Genomic DNA, 23,914 nt, shown 5'->3' on the forward strand with positions numbered 1-23,914 from the left:
TCTATCAATATGCTTTTGTGTGGAATCGATGTTGGCACATCGTCGATTAAAGTTAGTGTAGTTGACGCTGCAAACCAACAATTAATTTACTCAACCTCGTATCCGGAAATTGAAAATGAAATATCGAGTCCGGCTCCAGGTTTTGCCGAACAGGATCCAGAACATTGGTGGTATTGTGTACAACAGGCCATATTAAAAGCGAATGCAAGTAACACCTATAATCCACTTGATATTTCAGCCATTGGTATTTCCTATCAAATGCATGGATTAGTCGTCTTAGATGCAGAAGAACAAGTAGTAAGACCTTCTATTATTTGGTGTGATTCAAGAGCCGTTTCTATTGGGCAAAAAGCGTATGAAAGTTTAGGTTCATATTGTGAAACTAATTTATTGAATTCGCCGGGTAACTTTACCGCATCTAAATTAGCTTGGGTTAAAGAAAACCAACCTGAAATTTATGCACGTATAAAGCATGTTATGCTACCAGGTGATTTTATTGCTGGTCGGCTAACTAAACATTTCACAACAACAGCTTCTGCCCTTTCGGAAGGCATTTTTTATGATTTTCAATCTGATACGATATCTTCAGCGGTATTGAACTACTTTCAGTTTGACAATTCGTTGTTCCCGTCTATTCAAGATGTTTTTTCAAGTCATGGAACTATAGTTGCAGAAGTTGCTGATTCCTTAGGTTTAAACAAACTGGTTCAGGTAACCTACAAGGCGGGTGATCAGCCCAATAATGCATTTTCATTGGGAGTTTTACAACCTGGTGATATAGCCACAACAGCTGGTACCTCGGGTGTCGTATATGGTATTAGTGGTGAACTTAAATACGATAAGCACAATCGGGTCAATTCATTTGCGCATGTGAATTATACAACACAAGCTAAACGTATAGGTGTATTAATGTGCATTAATGGTACGGGGATTTTAAATCGTTGGGTGAAGCAAACGATTTGTTCAGATCTTAATTACGTGCAAATGAATGAGCTGGCTGCAACTACAGCCATTGGGTCACAGGGCTTGTTATGTGTTCCATTTGGAAATGGTGCAGAGCGCATTTTTCAGAATAAATTGGTTGGAGCCAGTTTTGAACACTTAGATTTAAATCGGCATGGTCGCGCTGAAATGATCCGTTCAGCACAAGAAGGAATTGCTTTCTCTATGGCATATGGCATAGAGATGTTGGCGGATGCTGGAATAAAGCCAACAAAATTAAAAGCAGGATTCGCTAATATGTATTTAAGTAATGTCTTTGCTCAAACAATCGTCAATGCCGCTAATGTTTCAGTAGATTTATTAGAATCAGACGGGGCGTTTGGTGCAGCATTAGGCGCTGGATTAGGTCTAAGGTATTATAAATCAGAAGGAGAGGCAGTTGCCAATATTAAACATATTAAAACAATCAACCCGAATGCAACCGAATTGTCGCAAACGAAAACTGCGTATGAAAGTTGGAAAGAATTAGTAAACCAAAAGCTCTAAAAAAGGTAAAGCCTCTCAATTTCTTGAGAGGCTTGTACCCAGAGCCGGAGTCGAACCGGCACGGGCTTGCACCCACGGGTGTTTGAGACCAGCGCGTCTACCAATTCCGCCATCTGGGCAATTGAATCAAACCAATTGGCTCAATTGCAATGCAAAAGTATGCCTTTATTCACGATTTAGCAAGTAATCGTAAAATATTTTATGGATTATTCGTATCGCAAAGCTTCGACTGGATCCATTTTGGAAGCTTTAAAAGCAGGATAAATTCCTGAAAATAAGCCTACTAGCACACAAATTATTATTCCTACCATCATCCATAACCAAGGAATAATAAAACTAGCATTTCCTGCACTAATTCCTTGAGCAATTAAATTTCCTATAGGTATAGCTAGAACAATTCCTCCTATTCCACCCAATAGACAAATCACAATTGCTTCAATTAAGAATTGCTGCAAGATACGAGCGGGTGTTGCTCCCAAAGATTTCCGAATACCAATTTCGCGTGTTCTTTCAGTTACCGACACCATCATGATATTCATTAAGGCAATTGCTGCACCTAATAAAGTGATAAAGCCAATTACGAACCCACCTAGCTGCAAACTTGATGTTATACTTTCAAAACTCTTAGCAATAGAATCTGATCTGTCAATAGAAAAGGAATCCTCCATTCCAATAGGATCCATACGAACTTTACGCATGGCACCGCGAGCCTCTTCCATGAAATCATCAAGATTGTCAACTTTAGTTGATGAAGTAGTTATATCAAAGGTTAAATTTTTGCCTATGGCCATTTTTCGACCCGTTTCTAGCGGTACCATGATAACACGGTCATCTCCCCCACCCATCATATTTCCTTTCTTAGCTAAAACCCCAATCACTTTTAATTTGATTCCGCTAACGATGATTTCATGATTGATAGGGTTAGTCTTTTCAAATAATTGGTCGATCACATCTACACCCAGCAAACAAACATTGACAGCATTTGTGAATTCATTACTTGAGAAATTACGGCCATCTGCTATCTTATAGCCTTTTAATTCAATGAAATTATCATCAATTCCCATTAATCGAACATTGGGATTTGTCTTTTTGCTTTCGTATTTACCGATGGCATTATTGGAAACATTGGTTTTTAAAGACACTTTTCCTTTGGCAGTAAAAAGATATTTGTATCGAGCAGCTTGTCGGTAATCTATATTCTTAAATCGTTTTTCTTTTTGCCCTTCTCTTCGAACCTGCATGGCGGGTCTATTTCGAATATCGAAAGAGTTAGCTCCTAAACCTGAGAAGCTATTATCAACAGAACTTTGTATTCCATCGATGGCTGTTAAAATACCTACAAGTGAAGTGATTCCAAGAGAAATGATCAATGCGGTTAGAACAGTTCGAAGCAAATTACCTTTGATTGAACGTAAACCTTCTGCGATATTTTCTTTGATATTCATATGCTATAATTGCTTAGTGCAAGGTATCATGAAAATATAAGTATATAAAACCAGTGGTAATCGAAAATTATCCACTAATCATATATTCCTATTTCAATTTGCGCAAATAATAATCTTCCCCACGAACAATGATGTGTTCGCGAATTGTGGTATCTGTACCTAACCGAATATCACCAGGTAACGGCTTGATAACATTTTTACTGAAGAACAAGTAATTAGCTTCCTTTGGAATTGCTTGCAAACCTTGTTCAAAAGGATTGATGGGAATCAATTTCCTTGTAAATCTTTTACCCCATAAAGGATATTCATAGTCATCATTAATTGTTGCCAATGCGACCGTAGCATTTTGAGGTACCAATTTGTCAAAATTTGCATAGGCTTTCGTTATATCAGGCCTCGAAACAGTTAATAATTCCATCCGTGTTTTACCCCATATGGTTGGTAAGTTATGGGTTGAAATCAGAGCACTACGTCCGTGATAAAGGATCGTAGACCAAGCTGATGCAATAATCAATATGTAAGCTAAAAGTAAAAATGAGTACCTGTTTGCCTTGACTAACTTATTTATGAAAATGCTTGAAACGGGTAATAAAAAGACTAGAGAGCTTATCATATATCTTCCTTTCCATGGATCATAAGCGGCCGTAAAAGCTAAAGCAGCGAAATGTAGAACAAAGGCTATGAAAAATAAGTATAAAATCGGTTGCCTTCTCCTTAAAAATAGTAAAACGATTGATGGAATTAAGAATAATATAAATAAGCTACCGTAAATGGGGGTACCATTCACAAATTCAAATTGACGATTAAATGAAAATGGAATTATTGTAAATGTTTTTTCATTTTCTAAGTTTAAATGTAATGACTGATCTATTTTTCTAAAGTTATCATTTATCTTATCTTGAAATTTTTCTACGGCAGGTATGTTTCTTAAGCCATCTAAGTTTAATAAGTCGAAAGTATACCGGACAACATTCCTAGATCCGTTTAATAGTAAAGATTTGAAGTTGCCAGCTCTTTCTATCGATTGATGCTTAGTCGCTGTTACGGGTCCAATGGGATGATTATAATACTTTAAATTAGCAATGTAACCTGTAGGGAGTGTTATTAAAGTTACAAATACAATACCTACAATTCCATGTTTAAAAAGTAAACGAGTCCTTATAGGCTTATTTTGGGTAATTACATAAACGAGTAAAACTAATAAACTTGGTACAGAAAAAACCCAAGTAATCTTATGGCTTAATCCGATCGCAAAGACAAATGAAAATAAGTACAGATAATAGGACTCCTTCGTATTTAGATATCTAATTAAAAAATATACACAGGTACTTAAATAGCATGCTAAGACAATATCAGTATCAGTTGAAGTCGATTGAATAATTAAAATTGGAGTAAAAATGGGTAAACAAGCTATTAGAAGGCTTAATTTAAAATTAAATTTTAATTGTTTTAAAATGGCATAAATGGAAAGTGCCAATATCCAAAACGCTATTAAATTGGGAATTTTAAAAAAATGTTCATTAAATCCAGTCATTAAGAATGGATAAAACTGAATTGAGGAGAAACTTTTTGGATAAGTATCAATATTCCAATTTGTACCAATGAAATGATTTGTCGTATGATTCTGAACAAAATATAAGATTCTATTTAAGTGACCAGTCATACTATCCCACTCATTAGGAGGTACAGAGAAGAATAGAAATAATTGAGAACATAATACGACCACTACCCCTATAAATAGAACCGCAAATAGTGTTTTTTCTGTTTTCCTTTGATTAATAAAAGCTTCATGTAGTTTCTGAATGCTTGAACCTATTAATTTGAAAGTCGACTGGGATGCTGTTTTCGGTAAATAAAAAACATCTTTAAATAAATAGTAAATAAAAAATGAAATGAAAAATGGCAAGATTGACCATGCTATTTCACTGTGCCAAATATTCAAAGCAGAAAGAATATAACCACTGACTATGATACTAGCGGCTTGAAATATATTTCCAGTTATTAAAATTTCTTCAATACGCTTATTCGATACCTTTGATGCTATCCGAAAGTTTAATAAAGTATAAGAAATAAATACGATTAGCAACATCAACGTATTATATTATGCTGTTAATAATTGAACATATCTGGTTAATATCCTCTTGGCTAATTTCTGCTGATAAAGGTAAACATAGAATTCTTTTCGCAATATCTTCCGCGATTGGGCATGCTTGATAAGTTAAATAAGGAAGCTCATTAAGTGCAGGATAAAAGTAACGTCTTGGAAAAATATTTGACTTATTTAATTCTACTATTACTTTTTGCAAAATATTTTCTGAAGGAAAAATTACGGGGAAATAACTAAAATTACGAGAATTGTCGGGATTCCAAGCTAGTCTTTCAACTTTAGAAGTTAAATGAGTTTCGTATAATTCAGAGGAAACTTTTCGGTGAGCTTTAATTTGAGGAAAATGTTTTAAATTTATCAAGCCCATCGCTGCATGGAATTCAGAATTTTTACCATTAATTCCTGAATCAAAATAGTTATCCCCTTTGTGTCCAAAACTTCTCAAGCCTTTAATTTTATCAGCCAATTTAGAGTCTTTGGTAATTATAGCACCACCTTCAATGGTGTGAAATATTTTGGTAGCATGAAAGCTACACGTAGAAACTGTGCCGTAATTAAATATAGATCGACCTCGATGCTTTACTCCGAATGCATGCGCCCCATCATAAATAATTGGAATTGAATAGTATGCTGCTAATTTTTCTTGTTCTGATAAATCTGCGCTATTTCCATAAACATGCGTGGTCAATATCCCTTTCGTATGTTCATTAATTACTTGCTCGATTTGTTGATTTTCACACGTTAAACTAATGGGTGAAATATCAGCAAAAATCGGATTACAATTTTCCCAAATTAATGAAGTCGTAGTCGCACAATACGAAAAAGGTGTGGTGATTACATCCCCAACTAAAGCCAAAGCTTTAATTGCTATTTGAAGTGCTATTGTACCGTTTGAAACAAAAATAAAGTTTTCAACTTCTAAATACTCGGCAAGTTTTTTCTCTAAATCTATGACTAATGGTCCATCATTTGTCAACTGGCCATTTGCCCATATTTCTTCCAATAAGGCAATATATTCCTTTATATCCGGCAAAAACGATTTTGTTACATGTATCATTAACTAGTTTGATTTTGTTAACTGTACAATGTTAATTGGAAAATTAGGTCTGACATACCCTGGCCATTTACCAAACCATGAGGTGTTTTCGCGGTAATCTGCAATTTCGAATTCAAACAAATTTTCAAAATTGTATAGAACCTTTGATCCATCTTGAACGACCATGACAGAAATATAATAATTTCCATCATTTAAGAAATTTCCTGGTATATCTATTTTAGTGGCAATGATACCACTTTCAAACTCTTTAATTTCACTACCAATATTAAAAATACACTCCCCTGTGCTTGCAAAAACATGTAAACTAATATTTAAATTAGCCGACTTTAACAAGGACCAAAAATCAAATGTTATGGTAAAAGAGTTTTGAGTAGTCCAATAATCTATATTGGGATCTAATTGAGGAAAAATTTCCGCTTTTTTTAAACGAATAATTTCATTTCCAGGAGCATCGTTAAAATTCTCAAATTCGTGATTTAGTTTCCTAGATTGATTTTCGGCCATATATGAATTTAATATAGCCCCTGTTTCACCAAAATGTTTTACTTTACCATTTTCTAAATGTAGAGTTTTATTGCAAAGATTTTGAACCGCTGTTAAATTATGACTGACAAATAATATTGTCTTTTCCTGTGCAGCAACTTCTTTCATTTTGCCGAGCGATTTTTTTTGAAAATCAGCATCCCCAACAGCTAAAACCTCATCTACAATTAGAATTTCAGGGTTTAAATGAGCTGAAATTGCAAATCCTAACCTAACATACATTCCAGATGAATACCTTTTAACTGGGGTGTCTAAAAATTGAGCAATTTGAGGACCTGCAAAATCTACAATTTCATCGAATTGAGATTTTATTTCATTTTTAGTCATCCCCAAAATCGCGCCATTAAGGAAAATGTTTTCTCTACCTGATAATTCTGGATGAAAACCCGTTCCTACTTCAAGAAGACTCGCAACTTTACCCCTTACGTATATATTTCCTTTAGTAGGTTGAGTAATACGACTTAGAATTTTTAATAATGTAGACTTACCTGCTCCATTATTTCCAATAATTCCTAATTTATCACCTTTATTTATGCTAAAAGAAACATCAGTCAAAGCATTAAAAACTTGCTTTGATTCCGAACTAAAAAAACTCTTTAATCCATTTTTGTAAGTTGGGGAATCATTGTTAGATAATTTGTATGTTTTTCCAACTGATTCAACTTCTACTATTTTCATAAATTACAAATGATCAACAAATGAATTTTCTCTTTTATTGAAGATAGTGATACCAATAATAAAACACAAAAAAGCACTAGTTAGGGTTATTAGAAATTGCAATAGATTAATAGATTTATACCCTTCTAATAAAATATAGCGTGATATTTCAATTAATCCTACTATCGGATTTAATATTAAGTAGTATATAAACCAGCTTTTGTTTAGCAACGAATCAATAGTAAAAACAACTGGAGAAACAAAAAAACCATACTGAACGACAATAGGTATGATTTGTAAAATATCACGATATTTAATTGAAAATGAACCTAAAATAAGACCTAATCCAATGGAGAAAAATGAAATAATAATGATTACAAGCGGGAAATATACAAAGTTAAATGTGATTGGGTATTGAAAGTAAAAGCATAAAATTAGATAAACTACAAGCCCAATTAATAAATCTAACAAGGAAACAGCAATTGATGAAAATGCGATAATTAGCCTTGGGAAATATACTTTGGAAATTAAATTACTATTCACCAACAAAGAATTACTTACTGCCTGAAATGAGTTAGCAAAATAGTTCCAAACTAGAATTCCCGAGAACAATATCAGTTGAAATGGATACTTATTAGTAGATGATAAAGCGGGTATTTGTTTAAAGGCAAAAATAAAGACAAACATTGTTGCTACTGGCCTAATAACAGCCCATAATATACCTAGTACGGTCTGTTTATACCTCACCGTAATATCACGTTTAGCTAAAATGAAAAGCAAATCCTTCTCAGCAATGACTTCTTTAATACTTTTAATCATTCTTATTTAGCTTCTTGTTGCTATAAAATTCCACATATAAATTGTATAAATATATTACGAAGCATGTTAATATAAACGAAATCAAAACGCTTATAAAAGTAACAGGACCATACGTATAATTACCCCTTAATATTGGTAGTTCCGTATCCTCTATAATAGTTAACAATGGAGCTTCCTTAACTAATGAAAATTTCAGATTATCAAGATTTCTTGAGGCTTCAAAATATAAACCTTGAAGTTGACTACTTGTCATTTGTAATCGTTCTGCAATTATTCTTGCTCGTTGGAATATAATTTGCTGATTTTGATCATTATAATTAGCTAATTTACCTTGCGTGTAATATAGTGCTGATTGTAATGAATCAACTCTATTTTCCATGACCTTAAGCAACTCTTTGGATTTTTTGGTCTTCGTTTCAATGTAATAATCAGTTACTGTTTTTAGAAATAACTTAGACCACACATAGGCAAGCGTATCGCTTTTCATTTCTACACTAAGCGTCTGGAAACTAGATTTAGAATTACTTTGTGTTACAATAGTGTTATCCTTTAAATAGCTATAAATCGTATTCAATAAATTTTTATCTTCAGGAGAAAGCGAATTTAAATCCGGATTATTAAATCTATAAGTAAAAAACTGAGGAGGAAGATGCCCCCATTCATTATCTTTTAGTTGGCAATGCTCCAAGAAAATATTGCCAAAATAATCCTCTTGGTTACCATATTTTACCTTAGTTAATAAGGCTTTTCGGTATATAATTCTGGTTTTAAGTAGCTCTTGGAAATTTTCTCCACTAAATAATGATGTTCCAGCTGTTGCCCCACCAATTCCCAAGGAAGAGGCTATATCAGCTAAACCACCTCCACCTCCACCATTATCATTTTCAAGGATAAAAATAATCTTAGATTTAACAGTACCCTCTCTACTTCTTTTTATTTCAATGCCTATTCCAATCAATAAACCTAACAATACCCCCAGAGCTATCTTTTTCCATTCTTTCTTAAGAAAAGGAACAATAACCAATACTTGGATCAATACTGACTTTAAATTATTTTGATTTTCGTTTGATTCTATTTCTTGCATAAAATTATTGAGCAGTAGCTTTTATTAATGTTATAATACCAATGATACTAGTAACAGTCCCTGTCAAAACAGACACGATTGATACAATTTGTTGACTTGTACTGCCTACTTTAACTTTCTGTGGAACAATAATTTCTGCTCCTTTCGCTATTTTGGGATAGAATCGTAAAAAAAGTAAATTTTTGGCACGTTTAACAGAACCATTAGAGTAAAGTACATAAATCCTTTTTCTCGCTGAGGATGATGTAAAACCTCCAGCTTGAGATATATAATCTTTCACTCCAAATGAGCTAGTAAATTTAACTGAATTGGGATATAATACCTCACCAGTTACTTTAACCGTTTGAGGTTCTCTTGGGATATCTAAAATATCCCCCTCATTTAAAAATAAATCATTAACTCCGCCGGGATTGTTAAGTGCATCAACTAAATCAATTCCAATTGTCTCGTGTTTTGAAACGACTGCTTTTTCTTTGTTGATATTGACATTTGAAAAGTTATCCTGAATTTCCGCTAATTGTTCCGTTTTTTGCTTTTTCTCCGATTCAGAAATTTGGCTTATACGAAGTAACTTAGCTCCTTCTGGAAATGCTTGTCTATTTAGGCCGCCTGCTCTGGATAAGATATCACTAATTCGTTCGTCTTTTTTCTCTAATCCATAAATCCCGGGATAAAATACTTGACCTTTAATTGTGATAAACTGTTGCAACTCATAATTGGGAGAAGATCGAACAAAAACTTCATCAAATGGCTCTAATTCAAATGTAGATGATGATTTATCTAATTCAAGGTTTTTGCTAATTGAGAACTTAGCTATTTCTGCTATTTGAGAATTAATTAAATCCTTATTATCAATGGATGTATTTTTCTTTCTTCGTACTACTTCAACATATCCTGTAGCCGCAGACTCCCGTAAACCTCCTCCTTTTAAGATTAAATCTTCTACCGTCATTTTTTCAATGAAAGGTAGTGTTAACTTCACTTGTCTATTCAAAAGGGAATTAGCTGCATTATTAGATTTTAATTCTTCAGAAATTTCACTTACAGCTTCTGTCCCATCAATGTTAACAGCACGATTTGTTGATACATCTAAATCTTTAACATCACTTTCCAAATTACCACTTAAATTATCCTTTGGCGATTCGATATTTTCTGAATTTGTAATATTAGTCCGTTGCTTATTTTTGTCTTTGTTTGTCTCCCTAGTACCATTGATTTCGCCATGCAGCGTAACAGTATATGTTTCTCTTAAATCTAGTTTAGAATAAACATATATTTTATCCTCACGTTTCAATGGAATATCCTTGGAAGTATTAGCCATTAAATCTGTGAAATTCACAGATATACTTTGTGGATTTAAATCATCACCAAGTCTTTGTATATTAATTCTTCCAACAAATGCATTTTCTTTTAATCCACCTGCACTTTGCAATAATTTCTTTAGCGTTGGATTATTTTCCAATGAAAATACGCCTGGTCTAAAAACTTCTCCAATAACTTCTAAGCGATTTTCAAACCTGTCAAAATTTATCGGATCTATTTGTATAATATCTCCCGACTTAGGTAAGAAGGAATTTAATACATCAGCATTTAAATCAATAAGTTTTCTTTCTGTATTGGTGAAGCGGGTGATTTTCACTTTATCTTTAAAGGCATCTTCAGTAAAGCCACCCGCAAAATTATTAATAATAAAATCTAATTTTTCGGTAGGTAAAACCTCGAAAATTCCTGTTTTTTTGACTTTGCCTTTTAATTCAATTCTTGATTTATAAACACCTACTTTTATAATATCTTGATCATGTATCAACATGTCGTTCTTAGAATACCCTTGTGTTAAAATATCATACAAATCTATTGTACTAATTACACGATTATGTCTAATTAATTGTATTTCTCTGAATGTTCCATTTTCGTTTGGTCCACCAGCTAAATATAATACGTTAAAAACACGTGCAAGTGATGGAACAGAATATGTTCCAGGGAAAGAAACCTCCCCTTGAATTGTTACACTGACAGTTCTTATATTACCTAATGATATACTAGCATATAAATTTGTTGAACTCATATTTGTACCCGCTTTCTTCAATCCAACAAATATTGTCGACAACTTTTTAATTAATCGTGCTTTCACTTCTTCAATTGTAAGGCCTGCTACATAGACGTTTCCAATTTTATTAATTTTTACAAACCCATCTGGATTTACAATTAAATTGTAATGTTCTTCTGAATACCCATTAATATCAACGATAATCTCATCATCAGGCCCTACAACATAATTTTGAGGAGTTGCAATCTTTAAATTTGGCTCAAAAGTTCCTCCCTTATTATTAAAAATTGAATAACCGAAGATCTTTTTTCTTAAATTAATTATAGCAGTGTCGGACTTTGTTAATTCATTTGCTTTTTGAATCGATGATAACCTTGCATTTGAAATGCTATCGTTTGTAACTCGTTCTTTAGGCGCATATATTACTTCTCTCCTCGCTGATTTGCTAGGAGATTTAGGCTGATAGATTCCATTAGTTCCTTGATTAGCTGTATTAATGGGAGAATTGAAAGGCATCAATTGAGCCCACACATTAATCGTGTAAATCAAAACAAATATTGTAATGAGAATTTTTTTCATTTCGTCTTTCAATAAAGTATTTTAGCAAATTAGTCCGCAAAGTAACTCAAAAAAAACAATTTTTCATTCATGCGTTAGCATAAAATATTTATTCAAAATGCGCTATATTTGAATTTAAAATCATTTTTTAAATCATATCAATGGATAGCAATAATACACCTATTTATAACGACGACAGTATTCGGTCACTTGATTGGAAAGAACATATCCGATTACGCCCAGGTATGTACATTGGTAAATTAGGAGATGGTTCATCTGTTGACGATGGTATTTATGTCCTTGTAAAAGAAATCATGGATAACTCCATTGACGAACACATGATGGGCAATGGTAAAAACATTGATATTAAAATTTCGGATCAAAAGGTCGAAGTGCGGGATTACGGTCGTGGAATTCCTTTAGGTAAGGTCATTGATTGCGTTTCAAAAATTAACACCGGAGGGAAATACGACTCAGGCGCTTTCCAAAAATCTGTCGGGTTAAATGGTGTAGGTACGAAGGCTACAAATGCATTATCAAACTACTTCAAGGTACAATCTTATCGTGATGGACAGACTAAATGGGCGGAATTCAGCAAGGGTGAATTAATTAATGAATCCAAAGGATTAGAAAGCACATCAAGTAAGAGTGGTACTTTTATCTGTTTTGAACCCGATAATACCATCTTTAAGAATTATCATTTTATCCCACAGTTTCTTGACAATTTATTTTGGAACTATGCATTTCTTAATGCTGGGCTTACAATTAATTTTAATGGGGAAAAATATTATTCCCAAAATGGATTGTTGGATTTATTATCTAAGAAAACAAATGCGGAAGAAAATCGCTACCCAATTATTCATTTAAAGGGTAATGATATCGAATTAGCAATTACGCACAATAACCAATACGGAGAAGAATATTATTCATTTGTCAATGGTCAAAATACAACGCAAGGTGGAACGCACTTAGCGGCATTTCGTGAGGCTATTGTACGAACTGTTCGAGAATTCTTCAAAAAGGATTTTGATCCTTCAGATGTTCGCGCAAGTATCGTGGGAGCAATTGCTATTCGTGTTCAGGAGCCGGTATTTGAATCACAAACGAAAACTAAATTAGGGTCAACAAATATTTCACCTGATTCATCTTCATCTTCCATTCGTACTTTCGTTGGTGATTTTATTAAAACGGAACTTGACAATTACCTCCATCAAAATCCTGCTGTGGCTGATGCCATGTTAAAACGCATTTTGCAGTCGGAAAGGGAAAGAAAAGACATCGCAGGTATTAAAAAGCTTGCGAATGAGCGGGCTAAAAAAGCCAACTTACACAATAAAAAATTACGTGATTGTCGGGTCCATTTAACAGATGATAAAGCAGAAGCTCGACAAGAAACAATACTCTTTATTACCGAAGGGGATTCGGCCAGTGGTAGTATTACCAAGTCACGTGATGTACAAACGCAAGCCGTGTTTAGTTTAAGAGGTAAACCTTTAAATAGCTTTGGACTGACTAAGAAGATCGTTTACGAAAATGAAGAGTTCAATTTGTTGCAACATGCGCTAGATATTGAAGATAGCTTAGACAATTTACGTTACAATAAAATTGTGATTGCAACAGATGCCGATGTAGATGGGATGCATATTCGATTACTTATCCTCACATTTTTCTTGCAGTTTTTTCCTGATCTAGTACGTAATGGCCATTTATATATATTGGAGACTCCCCTATTCCGTGTAAGAAATAAGAAAGAGACCATCTATTGTTACACAGACGAAGAACGTAGAAATGCCATCGAAAAATTGGGACCCAAACCGGAAATCACACGATTTAAGGGATTAGGAGAAATCTCACCAGAGGAATTTGGTGAATTTATTGGCGAAAATATTAAGATTGAACCCGTTATTTTAGAGAAAGACTTTACTATTCCTCAGTTGTTGACTTACTATATGGGTAAAAATACACCTGAGCGTCAAAAATTCATTATTGAGAACTTAGTAATCGAGAAAGATTTGGAAGAAGTACTTTTAACCTAATCATTTATCAAAATTAACTGTTCTAATTCGTGCAAGACCTTCAGCAATTGAAGGTCTTTTGCTTTTTTTATGCCAAGTTCCGCCACATGTGTTCCTTCGTCTATCCGATCAAGTTTGTAAAATAGTTCAGCCAATGTATAATAACTTGGATGATAATCCGGATGGTTCTTTATTAGATCCTCCAGAATCAAAATGCATGATTCCGTATTCCCTATTGATCGTTCCTCAACTGCTAAAAAATAGTAATTCAATGGATTTTGAGGATCTTCCTTGATTTCGTTTAAAATAAATTCACTCCGATTCATTGTCTTAATAGAAAGAATTTAGTATGCTTGCATAACAATTTGATGCCTATGAAAATATTAGTTTGTATTTCCGCTGTTCCGGACACAACTTCAAAGATAAGTTTAAGTTCGAATAATTTTGTTAACCTTGACGGATTGACATTAATTTCGGGTCCTTATGAGGATTATGCTTTATCAAGAGCTATTGAAATTAAAGAAGCTGATCCCAATAATATTGAAATTGTGATATTTCATGTCGGACTGGATTCATCTGAACCCATTATTCGCAAATGTCTTGCATTAGGTGCTGATTCAGCTGTTCGAGTTAATACAAAAGCGAATGATTCATTTCAAGTAGCTCAAGAAATTGCCAGTTTCGTCAAAGAAAATTCGGTTGATTTGATATTAATGGGTAAAGAGTCTATTGATTACAATACGGGACTCGTTCATCAATATACCGCTTCCCTACTTGGTTGGAATCATTTTAGTCCTGTCATGAATTTGGATATTAGCAATAATTCAACTTGCAACATTAAAGTTGAATCTTCTGTTGGTACGGTTCAATTATCGAGTGATTTACCCCTCGTACTAGGTTGTCAAGAACCGATCGCTGAATGGAAAATTCCTTCAATGCGTGGAATTATGGCCGCAAGGGCAAAGAATATTGTTTTAAGAGAACCTCAATTTGGTTTTGGATTAGCCTATATTAATGATGAGGTTAATGACCAACAGCGAAAAGGTCAAATGTTCCAACGAGAGAACTTAAATGAATTAATTGAAATTATTAAAAAAGAGGTAAGAGCATGAAAAATATAGCAGCATTCATTGACATTAACGCTGGAAAATTAAGTTCACGTTCCGCGTCAATAATTCATTTGATTCAAGGATTTCAGCAAGTTAGTGAAACACCGATTAAGGTAGATTTATACGTGTTCAGTCCTATTGATCAAATAGAGATTCCCACAGTAAGCTCTGTTTCTTTGCATGAAATAGTTAATTTGAATGATTCTGGCATATTATCCAAAAACCAAATGGATACTATTATATCAAAATTTAGTAGTGAAGCTTATGATATACTATTAGGATATAAATCTACGCTTGTGGATTCCATTATGGCGCGGGCAAGTGCCGAGTTAAAATTGCCTTTAATCCCCCAAATTGTATCGATCAATTTGGCACCATCTGAAATGATGATTAAACAAAGTATTTTTAGTGGAAAAGCTTTAAGTAATTTGAAAATAGGATATGCGAGTGTTCTACAATTAAATCCATCTTTTGCGTACAAACCTCTCCATGAGTCTTTAATGAAAGTTGAAAGTGTTAAGTTAACATTGCCCAACTCAACTTCATTTTCCGTGAGTACCATCAATAAGGTTCCTCAGGGCGCTAATTTAGGTGATGCTAATTATGTAGTAGGTGCAGGAAGAGGGTTGAAGGATCCAAGTAATTGGGGCATGATTGAGGAATTAGCCGCTAAATTAGGCGCAGCTACAGCTTGCTCAAAACCTGTATCTGATATCAATTGGCGGCCCCACAGTGAACACGTAGGTCAAACTGGAATTAAAATAGCGCCTAAACTATATATCGCTTGCGGAATTTCAGGTGCGATACAGCATTTGGCAGGAGTAAATGGTTCAAAAACAATTGTAGTTATTAACAATGATCCGGAAGCACCATTTTTCAAATATGCAGATTATGGTATCGTAGGAGATGTATTTGATGTTATTCCTGAAATTGTAAAAAATCTTTAAAAGAGGCTTTATAAGGCATTTGTTTGCTTATCTTTGTATTTTATCAAAATACATTGGGAGAGCTTATAAAATTGCAGGTTGTTTCATTAAGTCCGAGTGCTGCTGGAGCAAGCTCTTATATTTTGTTTTTACAAGCTGATGAAGGAAAGCATTTAGGATTTCCAATGGTTATTGGTTTGACAGAAGCTCAGGCAATATCAATGTTCATGGAAGAAATTGTACCTGCTAGACCCTTGACTCATGATTTGTTTGCCAATTTTATCAAAGAATCTTCAATACAACTCTCATTTATTGAAATTACATCATTTCATGATGGTGTATTTTTTGCTAAAATTCATGCGAAGTCAACGAATGGTGAATTTATACTTGATGCTAGACCATCCGATTCTATAGCTCTTGGCTTACGATTAAATGTTGGTATCTATATTTCTGAATCTTTGCTATCCGAAATTGCCATTCCGATGGATGTTTTCCATTCAGATGATGATGAAATTTTAGAAATAAATACGAAGTCTTTAAGTGAAATAACGGCTGAACTAGAGTTTTCATTAGAAAAAGCGTTAGCAGAGGAAAATTATGAGGAAGCAGCTCGTTTAAGAGACCAATTAAATCAATTAACTAAATAATATGCGTTACTCGAAAGGGAAAGCTCAGGCGACTAATCAAATTATCGTAATCAGTATTGCCTGCTTGTCGGTGATTATTTCTTTACTTTTTCAACTCCTAAGCGGTGCTTATACTTGGAGTGAGAGTATTCAATCACAAATGAAAGTATATGTTTATTTGGATGACTCTCTACAAACAAATCAAATAGATTCTACAATTCAGGTTCTTAAAAAAAGGAATGAAATCAATGCGGCAAAAATTCAATTTGTTGATAAACAAATTATTGCAAAAGACTTCTTAAATACAACGCATGAAAATTTTGATGAATTATTGGGGGATATAAACCCTTTTAAAAATTCAATTATTTTAGAATTAAAACCATCATTCAGAAATAAAGTAAGTTTTGAAAAATTGGCAACAGAACTAAGAGGTTCTACGGGTATTTACGAAGTTACTTATCCAGAAAACTATTTAGATCTAATCATTCCTAAAATTAAAGTAATATCGAGTGCTGCAATCATTTTTATCTGTTTAATAGCTTTGATTGTATATTTTCAAATTAGCAACTACACGAAATTGCATATTCATGCCAATCGGACATTGATTAAATCAATGCAATTATTAGGTTCTACAAATGGTTTTATCATGAAACCCTATTTGTTAAAATCTGTTATTCTAGGGTTGCTAGGTGCTATATTGGGTTATTTAATAACGAATGTATTTTACTTTTACATTAATAATCAAATTCCAGAATTAACCATTTATCTATTTAATGTTACTAATCAAGTCATTATACTGATTGGAACCCTTGTCATTGCAGTTATTTTCAGTTTATTGAGCACATTGTTAACCTTAAATAAGTATTTAAAAATATCTGGGTCAAACCTTTATTAAGATGAATAAAAATTCAAACCATTCCGCTTTCCCTTTAGATACAAAGAGCATTTGTATTTTATTAACAGGAATTAGCATCATGTTTATTGGTTTCTACATTATGACTTTAGATAAAGAGCCATTCGGCTTTGGATTTTTAGGTTTAACCTTGGGACCTATTTTGGTATTAGCAGGCGTAATTATTCCGATTTTCGCGTTATTTAGAATTAGGAAGTAATGGTTAATAATTTTGAAGCAATCATTTTAGGAATTATAGAGGGACTAACTGAATTTCTACCTGTTTCATCGACTGCGCACCTGATTATAGGTGAGTATTTCATGGAAATTCCCCCAAGTAATTTCTTGAATTTTTTAACCATTTTTATCCAACTTGGAGCAATTGCAGCTGTTCCTTTTTTGTATTTTAAACGACTCACGAGTTCTTTTGCAATCTATCGTTTTGTCAGTATTTCATTTATACCAGCTATAATACTAGGAGTTGCCTTTGATGATTTATTAGAATCACTATTTCAAGGATATTACTTTATTGCGGTCTCCTGGGTAGTAGGTGGAATAATTTTATTGCGAATTGATTTTTGGATGCGCAATCAAAAGCCATCTTGTATTGATGTGACAGAGTTAAGTATAATTCAAGCGGCCAAAATTGGATTCTATCAGTGTATTGCAATGATTCCTGGGGTATCTAGATCAGGCGCTTCCATTGTAGGAGCTCGGCTTTCAGGATTAAGTCACCAAGCTGCGGTTGAATATTCTTTCTTATTGGGAATTCCCACTATTCTTGGGGCCTGTGCGAAGAAAATTTGGGATTATCGTTCTGATGTACCGCAATTCTTAGACTTAGATCATTTGCCTGTATTAGGTATTTCCTTTGTGATTAGTTTTATCATTGCATTATTGACCATACGCTTTATGGTAAATATTGTTTCAAAATATGGATTTAAATATTTTGGCTATTACCGAATAATAGCTGGCGTTCTTCTTGGATTAGCATTATGGATGAACTTGTAGAGGAACGAATAGAAAACCAATTTTATTTGATAGATAAACCACTTACGTGGACATCATTTGATGTGGTTAAAAAGTTGAAAAATCTAGGCCGGTTCAAAAAAATTGGTCATGCTGGAACGCTTGATCCCTTAGCTACAGGTTTGTTGATTATTTGTGTAGGAAAGCACACAAAGAAAATCGATTATTTTCAAAGTTTACCTAAAACCTATACTGGAACGTTGGTCTTAGGAAAAACTACTCCCTCTATTGATTTAGAAACGGATTTCAATGGAGAATTCCCTGTCGATCATATTGATACATCATTGATTCAGCATATAATTGCAACGAAACTGAGTGGAGATATTAAGCAGGTCCCTCCTATTTATTCGGCCATTAAATTGGATGGAAAGCGCTTGTATACTCATGCGCGACAAGGGGTTCAAGAGGAAGAATTAAACATCAAGATTCGCGATGCTAGTATTTACAGATTTGACATTAATACGGCAAATTTCCCTGAAATTGACTTTGAAATTGAATGTTCTAAAGGGACCTATATTCGTTCTATCGTACGTGATTTAGGTGAATTATTGCAATCAGGAGCATATTTAAAGAAACTTGTTCGAACCAAAATTGGTGAATATGATGTAAAGAATGCACAATCAGTCGAATCCTTTAATAAAGAAATTTATGCGAGTTTATCGTAATCTGAACGAAATTGATGTCGAGTTCACTGATTGTGTCATCACCGTAGGTATGTTTGATGGTTTACACCTTGGTCACATGAGTGTATTGAATAAAGTTTTAGAAATTAGCAAGTTAAATAATATTCCTTCTGTTGTCTTAAGTTTCGCTAATCATCCGCAATCATTCTTTAATCCGAATGCTCCGATTAGTTCATTATCAAATCTCGAAGAAAAAACGGAGCGATTAGCGGCATTAGGAATTGACTTTCTTATCGCAATTCCATTCGATTCTTTTATTGCCAGCTTGAGCGCTAATCAGTTTACCACTTCTATCTTGATCGACTTATTGCATGTCAGTAATATTGTTTTCGGCTACGATAATCATTTTGGGCAAAATAGAGAGGGTTCAAAGTCATATATTGACTCAAATTTCCCGAACATAAAGACTCATCGAATTCAGGAATCAATTCTAAATAATGAAGTTGTTAGTAGCTCGTTAATTAAAACTAAAATTAGCCTAGGCGAGGTAAGTCAAGCTGCAGTTTTATTGAATTATCCGTATTCAATAGCTGGCCAAATTATAAAAGGAGATCAATTAGGTAGAACTATTGGCTTTCCTACAGCAAATATGCAACTTTCAAATGCTGAAAAATTGATTCCCGCATTTGGTGTATACTTGACTAAATCCTTTATTTTAGGACAAGAATATTTTGGTATGACCAATATAGGAGTTCGCCCGACAGTAACAAATAGTCGGGAACTTAGAATCGAAACACATTTATTTGATTTCGAAATGGAAATTTACGGAGAGCATATCAAAGTTGAATTTCTCGACCGACTACGTGATGAAAAGAAATTTGACTCCTTCCCTGCTTTAGTTGACCAATTAAAGAAGGATCAAATACACGCCAAAGCGTTGTTAGCACAAATTCATATAGCTTCCTAGAAATTTAATTTCATCAGCTTTTGATTGCAAAATAGTATTGATTTCTTCATCTAATTTATTTCCCTCTACGTCGATAAAGAACCAGAATTTAAATTCATTGGTATCTTTCTGAGGTCTCGATTCAATTTTCAATAAATTGATTTTCTTTTCTTCAAACTCCTTTAATAATTTCAATAGAGTTCCCGGCTTATCATCATCCTTTAATTTGACAGCTAAAGTCGTTTTATCTCGATTGGTTTTCTTTAAGTTTTCAACTTTAGAAATGATAATGAAGCGTGTTTGGTTACTATCGTTATCTTGAATATTATCAAACAAAATGGGTACATGGTAAATCTTTGCGGCTATGTGCGAGCAAAGAGCAGCCGTACCTGGATTTTCAGAGGCTAGTTTAGCAGCTTTGGATGTTGAGTCTACTTGAACAAAAAAGTCATCAGATTTCGCAGCAAAGTAATCTTGCGTAAAACCTTGACATTGGTTGAACGCAATATCTTTAGAATATATACGCGAGATGGCGTTAATATCGTGTTCCTTCGTTGCCAAACAAAAATTAACTGGAATAATGATTTCCGATATTATAAAAAGTGATTTTTCGTTTAGCAAATCAAGTGTTTCCTTGACCATGCCCTCTTGATTATTCTCAATAGGAACAATACCATATTTGGCTCTACCTGAGTCTACAGAATCAAAAATGGACTTAATGGAAGGTAAAGAAATGTAATCAGCTACCGCTCCGAATCTGGACTCAGCTGCCTGATGCGTAAAACTACCCTCGGGCCCTAAAAAACTAATTATTTCTGGAAGTTCTAAATTTCGAGATACGCCGAAAATTTCTAAAAATATAGCTTCAATCGCCTCTTTTTTTAATTTCCCTGTTGGCTTACTTGCTAATCGATCGATTATTTCTTTTTCTCTATCAGGATGGTATATAGCGGTACTATTTTGTTTTTTAATACTTCCGATTTCTTCAACAATATTCATCCGGTTAACTAATAATTGTAAAATAGAATCATCGATTAAATCTATTTTTTCACGGAGAGAATTTATATTGTCCATTAATTTTTATGTGCTATATTTTAACAAAATTAGTACATTTGGCCTAAATATTGGTTAAATGTAACATTTATATTAAAAGGAATGATGAGGAGAAAAAGGATATATTTTTTTGTAAATGATTTTGGTTTAACTGGTTCTGAGACATTGTTAAGTCAATTTATTTCTGATTTAAGTAAAGATAATCGCTATAAAATATTTATTGTTACTACTAGTAAAAAGTCTAAGTCTGAATTAGAATTAACAAATGATATTGTATTTAAGTCTTTTAATAAGGATTTTTCTTTCGTAGAAAGGGTACTTTTCAAGGTCGGGGTAAATGTATTTAAGTATAAGCTAATGAAACTATTTAGCGGATTACCTCCCGATATAGCATATTTAAACACCGTAAATAATGCATATTTATTACCCTATATCTCTCAATTTAACCTTGTAAAAATCCTTCATATACATGAACTGTTAATGGGATTAAATTCCTTAGATAAAAAGGATTTTTCTAACATGATTCTTCTGACAGATGAATTAGTTACTTGCTCTGATTTAGTCACAAATCTGTATGGAGATATATATACAAAAAAAATCAATCAAATAAATTCAGTTCCCAGCTTTAAAAACTTTGATTTAAATGGCCTTTTAGAAAATGATCACTTGGTAGGCTCTCAAAAATATAAAATTGCATGCGCTGGAACAATTTGTTATCGTAAAGGATTTGATCGTTTTTTAGAAATTGCCGAAAAATTAGATGCTGATAAGTTTACCTTGTATTGGTTTGGTAAATTCGATGAATCAGCGTACTCAGAATGGGTTAAACTTAAACTTCTATTGCCCAAATTTCAACATGTAGTTATTATTTCGCTCCCAAGTCAAGTAGCATATTTACATGCACTTTCTAAATGTGATTTGTTCCTATTTACTTCGAGGGAGGAATCCATGGGAATGGTATTATTCGATGCAATGCACGCGGGATTACCTATAATTAGTTTAGAGGAGAATGGGTCTAAATTGATCTTAGATAATGGTAAAGGCAAACTTATCGGAACCAACGATATAGTTAACATTCAAAACATTGTCCTCGATACAATAAATACAAAAAGTGAAAAAACGAAGAATTCGGTATCAGAAAATAACTACCAGGTTGAATTTGCTAAGTTTGTTCAACTCTTTGAGAAGTATTAATTAATACTTTTAATTCTTTTAAGTTTATCTATCTTTTTGAAAGTTAGCCGATCTACTTTACCTGAATCAATTCGCTTAGATAATAAATAGGCAATAAGGCAATAGGTTAAAAACGTTAAAAGGAAAATCAGCAGTAAACGATTTATTGAGTATTTTTCAAGAAACGCTACGTAAATAACAATAAAAATTAAATTACTTGTTACTAAACTAATAGTTGCTTTTACATGAGAAAAGCCATTATCAATTAGGATGTGATGAAAGTGTTTTCGATCACCTATAAATGGTGACTTACCTTCCAGTAATCGAATTACAAACATTCTTAATGTATCAAAAAGAGGTAGTAATAATATACTAATTACTAATAAGGGCGCATTTTTATCTAGTTGGGGGTTTACAACATATGAAGAATTAATATGTATATATTTAATAGAAAATATAGAAATTAAGAATCCGACAATTAATGATCCTGTATCTCCCATAAAAATCTTATTTTTTATCGACCAATTGTACCGTAAAAAACCAATTAATGAACCAGATAATGCTGCGGCTAAAACAGCATAAGAATATTCATTAAGCCTATAAAATAAAAAAACAAATATTGAACTTATAAGTAAGCCCACCATTCCTGCTAATCCATCGATTCCGTCTATTAGATTAATTGCGTTAATTAAAGTAATAAATATAAATATCGTGAATATTAGTCCATAGGTAAATGGTACAAAAGTAATATTTAGAATTCCGTATAAGTTTATGATTCGCAAATTGGATAATCCAATGACGAGGACAGATGCTGCAATTTGGACAAACAATTTTTTTCTTGGGGATAATATCAAGATATCATCCTTAATACCCAGAAAAAAGAGAATTATTAAGGCAGAAACGGTTAAATGCAACTCATGACTTTCATTCGGAGTTTCCCAAATGAAATAGGTAATTAACGTTGCGGCGAATATTGCGATACCTCCAAGTGTAGGGGTTAATTCTTCATGTGAGCTCCTTTGCTCAATAGTAGCCATTAAGTCCTTCAATCTGCTAATATTAATGATTACAGGGATTGCTGTAAGGGTAATTAATAAGGAGATAATAATGGATAGATAAATTTGAATATTTACGTCGTTAAATATGGAATTAACATTTATCATATTACTTGGTTATATTTCTGTCTTTAATGCTGCCGTCTGAATTGTATATCGTATAAGCCAGTAAATCTTTTGAAGCAATTGAATTCATACCTAAAACAGCATGTGTTCCCACATTTACTCCACCCGTTACAATAGCCTTTGCACAAATCCAAACACCATCTTCAATTTTAATAGGCTTCGAAATTAAGGGAAAATCAGTTAAATCATATCTATGATTTCCTGTGATTAATAATGCACCTTGTGAAATACAAACATTACTACCAATCGTAATTTTGGAAATATTGTCTAACCAAACTTCCTCCCCTAACCATACAAAATTTCCAATTTCTAATTCCCAAGGAAATTTAATTTTTACCCAAGGTTTAATGATACATTTAACCCCGATTTTAGCACCAAATAATTTCAATAATGATACTTTTAAAATGTTTGAATACGGAATATTTGTTAAAAAAAAGATATTTGAAATCAAAAGCCAAATCAAATATTTAACCTTCAATTTATAATTTTGAAATAGAACATGCCTGAAAGAATTCAATTCTACTTTTTGCGACATA

Annotated in this window: 22 protein-coding genes and 1 tRNA gene; 11 read left to right on the plus strand and 12 right to left on the minus strand. The window is 33.2% G+C overall.

The window, feature by feature from the left end; all coding sequences use genetic code 11:
- Positions 1 to 9: 9 nt before the first annotated feature.
- Positions 10 to 1,488 (plus strand): xylulokinase, encoded by a 1,479-nt coding sequence (locus SKC38_RS05935; RefSeq protein WP_377975978.1) that lies wholly within the window; start codon positions 10 to 12, stop codon positions 1,486 to 1,488.
- Between the two features lie 35 nt (positions 1,489 to 1,523).
- On the opposite strand, the gene SKC38_RS05940 is transcribed toward SKC38_RS05935, so the two are convergent.
- From SKC38_RS05940 to SKC38_RS05975, 8 genes are all read right to left on the minus strand, one after another.
- Positions 1,524 to 1,607 (minus strand) — tRNA-Leu (locus SKC38_RS05940).
- A gap of 87 nt (positions 1,608 to 1,694) precedes the next feature.
- Positions 1,695 to 2,933, minus strand: a complete 1,239-nt coding sequence (locus tag SKC38_RS05945) for an ABC transporter permease (RefSeq protein ID WP_377975980.1) — start codon at positions 2,931 to 2,933, stop codon at positions 1,695 to 1,697.
- 88 nt (positions 2,934 to 3,021) lie between these two features.
- Positions 3,022 to 5,022, minus strand: a complete 2,001-nt coding sequence (locus tag SKC38_RS05950; RefSeq protein ID WP_377975982.1) for an ArnT family glycosyltransferase — start codon at positions 5,020 to 5,022, stop codon at positions 3,022 to 3,024.
- Between the two features lie 7 nt (positions 5,023 to 5,029).
- Positions 5,030 to 6,097 (minus strand): DegT/DnrJ/EryC1/StrS family aminotransferase, encoded by a 1,068-nt coding sequence (locus SKC38_RS05955; protein ID WP_377975984.1) that lies wholly within the window; start codon positions 6,095 to 6,097, stop codon positions 5,030 to 5,032.
- 3 nt (positions 6,098 to 6,100) lie between these two features.
- Positions 6,101 to 7,318: an ABC transporter ATP-binding protein gene (locus tag SKC38_RS05960; protein ID WP_377975986.1), complete on the minus strand. Its 1,218-nt coding sequence runs from the start codon at positions 7,316 to 7,318 to the stop codon at positions 6,101 to 6,103.
- Between the two features lie 3 nt (positions 7,319 to 7,321).
- Complete coding sequence (locus tag SKC38_RS05965; RefSeq protein ID WP_377975988.1) at positions 7,322 to 8,116, minus strand: ABC transporter permease; 795 nt, start codon at positions 8,114 to 8,116, stop codon at positions 7,322 to 7,324.
- Entirely contained in the window at positions 8,109 to 9,200 is a 1,092-nt protein-coding gene (locus SKC38_RS05970; RefSeq protein WP_377975990.1) for a hypothetical protein, read from the minus strand. Before SKC38_RS05970 ends, SKC38_RS05965 begins: the two co-directional genes overlap by 8 nt.
- Positions 9,201 to 9,204: 4 nt before the next feature.
- Positions 9,205 to 11,826 carry an SLBB domain-containing protein gene (locus SKC38_RS05975; protein WP_377975992.1) on the minus strand — a complete coding sequence of 874 codons (2,622 nt, stop codon included), beginning with the start codon at positions 11,824 to 11,826 and terminating at the stop codon, positions 9,205 to 9,207.
- Positions 11,827 to 11,966: 140 nt separating this feature from the next.
- Between SKC38_RS05975 and SKC38_RS05980 the strand changes: the two genes are divergently transcribed.
- The gene (locus SKC38_RS05980) at positions 11,967 to 13,841 is read left to right on the plus strand and encodes a DNA topoisomerase IV subunit B (RefSeq protein ID WP_377975994.1); all 1,875 of its coding nucleotides are present in this window, start codon (positions 11,967 to 11,969) and stop codon (positions 13,839 to 13,841) included.
- Here SKC38_RS05980 and SKC38_RS05985 read toward each other — a convergent pair.
- Positions 13,838 to 14,146: a hypothetical protein gene (locus tag SKC38_RS05985; RefSeq protein WP_377975996.1), complete on the minus strand. Its 309-nt coding sequence runs from the start codon at positions 14,144 to 14,146 to the stop codon at positions 13,838 to 13,840. The two genes, SKC38_RS05980 and SKC38_RS05985, sit on opposite strands and share 4 nt — an antisense overlap.
- 48 nt (positions 14,147 to 14,194) lie before the next feature.
- On the opposite strand from SKC38_RS05985, the gene SKC38_RS05990 reads away from it, so the two are divergent.
- From SKC38_RS05990 to SKC38_RS06025, 8 genes are read left to right on the plus strand one after another with little or no spacing between them, the layout of a single operon-like run.
- Positions 14,195 to 14,932, plus strand: coding sequence for an electron transfer flavoprotein subunit beta/FixA family protein (locus SKC38_RS05990; protein ID WP_377975998.1), 738 nt, complete (start codon positions 14,195 to 14,197; stop codon positions 14,930 to 14,932).
- Entirely contained in the window at positions 14,929 to 15,876 is a 948-nt protein-coding gene (locus tag SKC38_RS05995) for an electron transfer flavoprotein subunit alpha/FixB family protein (RefSeq protein WP_377976000.1), read from the plus strand. The genes SKC38_RS05990 and SKC38_RS05995 overlap by 4 nt, the downstream gene beginning before the upstream one ends.
- A gap of 53 nt (positions 15,877 to 15,929) precedes the next feature.
- Positions 15,930 to 16,502 (plus strand): bifunctional nuclease family protein, encoded by a 573-nt coding sequence (locus SKC38_RS06000; RefSeq protein ID WP_377976001.1) that lies wholly within the window; start codon positions 15,930 to 15,932, stop codon positions 16,500 to 16,502.
- A 1-nt stretch (position 16,503) separates the two neighbouring features.
- Positions 16,504 to 17,376 carry a cell division protein FtsX gene (locus tag SKC38_RS06005; RefSeq protein ID WP_377976003.1) on the plus strand — a complete coding sequence of 291 codons (873 nt, stop codon included), beginning with the start codon at positions 16,504 to 16,506 and terminating at the stop codon, positions 17,374 to 17,376.
- A 1-nt stretch (position 17,377) separates the two neighbouring features.
- Positions 17,378 to 17,593 carry a DUF3098 domain-containing protein gene (locus SKC38_RS06010; RefSeq protein ID WP_377976005.1) on the plus strand — a complete coding sequence of 72 codons (216 nt, stop codon included), beginning with the start codon at positions 17,378 to 17,380 and terminating at the stop codon, positions 17,591 to 17,593.
- The gene (locus tag SKC38_RS06015) at positions 17,593 to 18,384 is read left to right on the plus strand and encodes an undecaprenyl-diphosphate phosphatase (RefSeq protein ID WP_377976007.1); all 792 of its coding nucleotides are present in this window, start codon (positions 17,593 to 17,595) and stop codon (positions 18,382 to 18,384) included. The genes SKC38_RS06010 and SKC38_RS06015 overlap by 1 nt, the downstream gene beginning before the upstream one ends.
- On the plus strand, positions 18,369 to 19,067 hold the full coding sequence (gene truB, locus SKC38_RS06020) for a tRNA pseudouridine(55) synthase TruB (protein WP_377976009.1): 699 nt from the start codon (positions 18,369 to 18,371) through the stop codon (positions 19,065 to 19,067). The genes SKC38_RS06015 and truB overlap by 16 nt, the downstream gene beginning before the upstream one ends.
- Positions 19,051 to 19,992: a bifunctional riboflavin kinase/FAD synthetase gene (locus tag SKC38_RS06025; RefSeq protein ID WP_377976011.1), complete on the plus strand. Its 942-nt coding sequence runs from the start codon at positions 19,051 to 19,053 to the stop codon at positions 19,990 to 19,992. The genes truB and SKC38_RS06025 overlap by 17 nt, the downstream gene beginning before the upstream one ends.
- Here SKC38_RS06025 and pheA read toward each other — a convergent pair.
- Positions 19,966 to 21,045, minus strand: coding sequence for a prephenate dehydratase (gene pheA, locus SKC38_RS06030; protein ID WP_377976012.1), 1,080 nt, complete (start codon positions 21,043 to 21,045; stop codon positions 19,966 to 19,968). The genes SKC38_RS06025 and pheA overlap by 27 nt on opposite strands.
- Positions 21,046 to 21,126: 81 nt before the next feature.
- On the opposite strand from pheA, the gene SKC38_RS06035 reads away from it, so the two are divergent.
- Positions 21,127 to 22,218: a glycosyltransferase gene (locus SKC38_RS06035; RefSeq protein WP_377976014.1), complete on the plus strand. Its 1,092-nt coding sequence runs from the start codon at positions 21,127 to 21,129 to the stop codon at positions 22,216 to 22,218.
- Here SKC38_RS06035 and SKC38_RS06040 read toward each other — a convergent pair.
- Together SKC38_RS06040 and SKC38_RS06045 are read right to left on the minus strand one after the other, a co-directional pair.
- Positions 22,215 to 23,360: a glycosyltransferase family 4 protein gene (locus tag SKC38_RS06040; protein WP_377976016.1), complete on the minus strand. Its 1,146-nt coding sequence runs from the start codon at positions 23,358 to 23,360 to the stop codon at positions 22,215 to 22,217. The genes SKC38_RS06035 and SKC38_RS06040 overlap by 4 nt on opposite strands.
- A 1-nt stretch (position 23,361) precedes the next feature.
- Positions 23,362 to 23,913, minus strand: a complete 552-nt coding sequence (locus tag SKC38_RS06045) for an LbetaH domain-containing protein (protein ID WP_377976018.1) — start codon at positions 23,911 to 23,913, stop codon at positions 23,362 to 23,364.
- Between the last annotated feature and the right edge of the window lies 1 nt (position 23,914).

The sequence above is a fragment of the Aquirufa echingensis genome (assembly GCF_042714525.1).
GTDB classification, from domain to species: Bacteria; Bacteroidota; Bacteroidia; order Cytophagales; family Spirosomataceae; genus Aquirufa; species Aquirufa echingensis.

Coding starts and splice junctions, on each gene's coding strand:
- SKC38_RS05975 (WP_377975992.1), bottom strand. CDS start 11,826: ATGAAAAAAATTCTCATTACAATATTTGTTTTGATTTACACGATTAAT.
- SKC38_RS05990 (WP_377975998.1), top strand. CDS start 14,195: ATGAAAATATTAGTTTGTATTTCCGCTGTTCCGGACACAACTTCAAAG.
- SKC38_RS05970 (WP_377975990.1), bottom strand. CDS start 9,200: ATGCAAGAAATAGAATCAAACGAAAATCAAAATAATTTAAAGTCAGTA.
- SKC38_RS06005 (WP_377976003.1), top strand. CDS start 16,504: ATGCGTTACTCGAAAGGGAAAGCTCAGGCGACTAATCAAATTATCGTA.
- SKC38_RS05980 (WP_377975994.1), top strand. CDS start 11,967: ATGGATAGCAATAATACACCTATTTATAACGACGACAGTATTCGGTCA.
- SKC38_RS05960 (WP_377975986.1), bottom strand. CDS start 7,318: ATGAAAATAGTAGAAGTTGAATCAGTTGGAAAAACATACAAATTATCT.
- SKC38_RS05945 (WP_377975980.1), bottom strand. CDS start 2,933: ATGAATATCAAAGAAAATATCGCAGAAGGTTTACGTTCAATCAAAGGT.
- truB (WP_377976009.1), top strand. CDS start 18,369: ATGGATGAACTTGTAGAGGAACGAATAGAAAACCAATTTTATTTGATA.
- pheA (WP_377976012.1), bottom strand. CDS start 21,045: ATGGACAATATAAATTCTCTCCGTGAAAAAATAGATTTAATCGATGAT.
- SKC38_RS06010 (WP_377976005.1), top strand. CDS start 17,378: ATGAATAAAAATTCAAACCATTCCGCTTTCCCTTTAGATACAAAGAGC.
- SKC38_RS05950 (WP_377975982.1), bottom strand. CDS start 5,022: ATGTTGCTAATCGTATTTATTTCTTATACTTTATTAAACTTTCGGATA.
- SKC38_RS06045 (WP_377976018.1), bottom strand. CDS start 23,913: ATGTCGCAAAAAGTAGAATTGAATTCTTTCAGGCATGTTCTATTTCAA.
- SKC38_RS05965 (WP_377975988.1), bottom strand. CDS start 8,116: ATGATTAAAAGTATTAAAGAAGTCATTGCTGAGAAGGATTTGCTTTTC.
- SKC38_RS05935 (WP_377975978.1), top strand. CDS start 10: ATGCTTTTGTGTGGAATCGATGTTGGCACATCGTCGATTAAAGTTAGT.
- SKC38_RS05985 (WP_377975996.1), bottom strand. CDS start 14,146: ATGAATCGGAGTGAATTTATTTTAAACGAAATCAAGGAAGATCCTCAA.
- SKC38_RS05995 (WP_377976000.1), top strand. CDS start 14,929: ATGAAAAATATAGCAGCATTCATTGACATTAACGCTGGAAAATTAAGT.
- SKC38_RS06035 (WP_377976014.1), top strand. CDS start 21,127: ATGATGAGGAGAAAAAGGATATATTTTTTTGTAAATGATTTTGGTTTA.
- SKC38_RS06025 (WP_377976011.1), top strand. CDS start 19,051: ATGCGAGTTTATCGTAATCTGAACGAAATTGATGTCGAGTTCACTGAT.
- SKC38_RS05955 (WP_377975984.1), bottom strand. CDS start 6,097: ATGATACATGTAACAAAATCGTTTTTGCCGGATATAAAGGAATATATT.
- SKC38_RS06040 (WP_377976016.1), bottom strand. CDS start 23,360: ATGATAAATGTTAATTCCATATTTAACGACGTAAATATTCAAATTTAT.
- SKC38_RS06015 (WP_377976007.1), top strand. CDS start 17,593: ATGGTTAATAATTTTGAAGCAATCATTTTAGGAATTATAGAGGGACTA.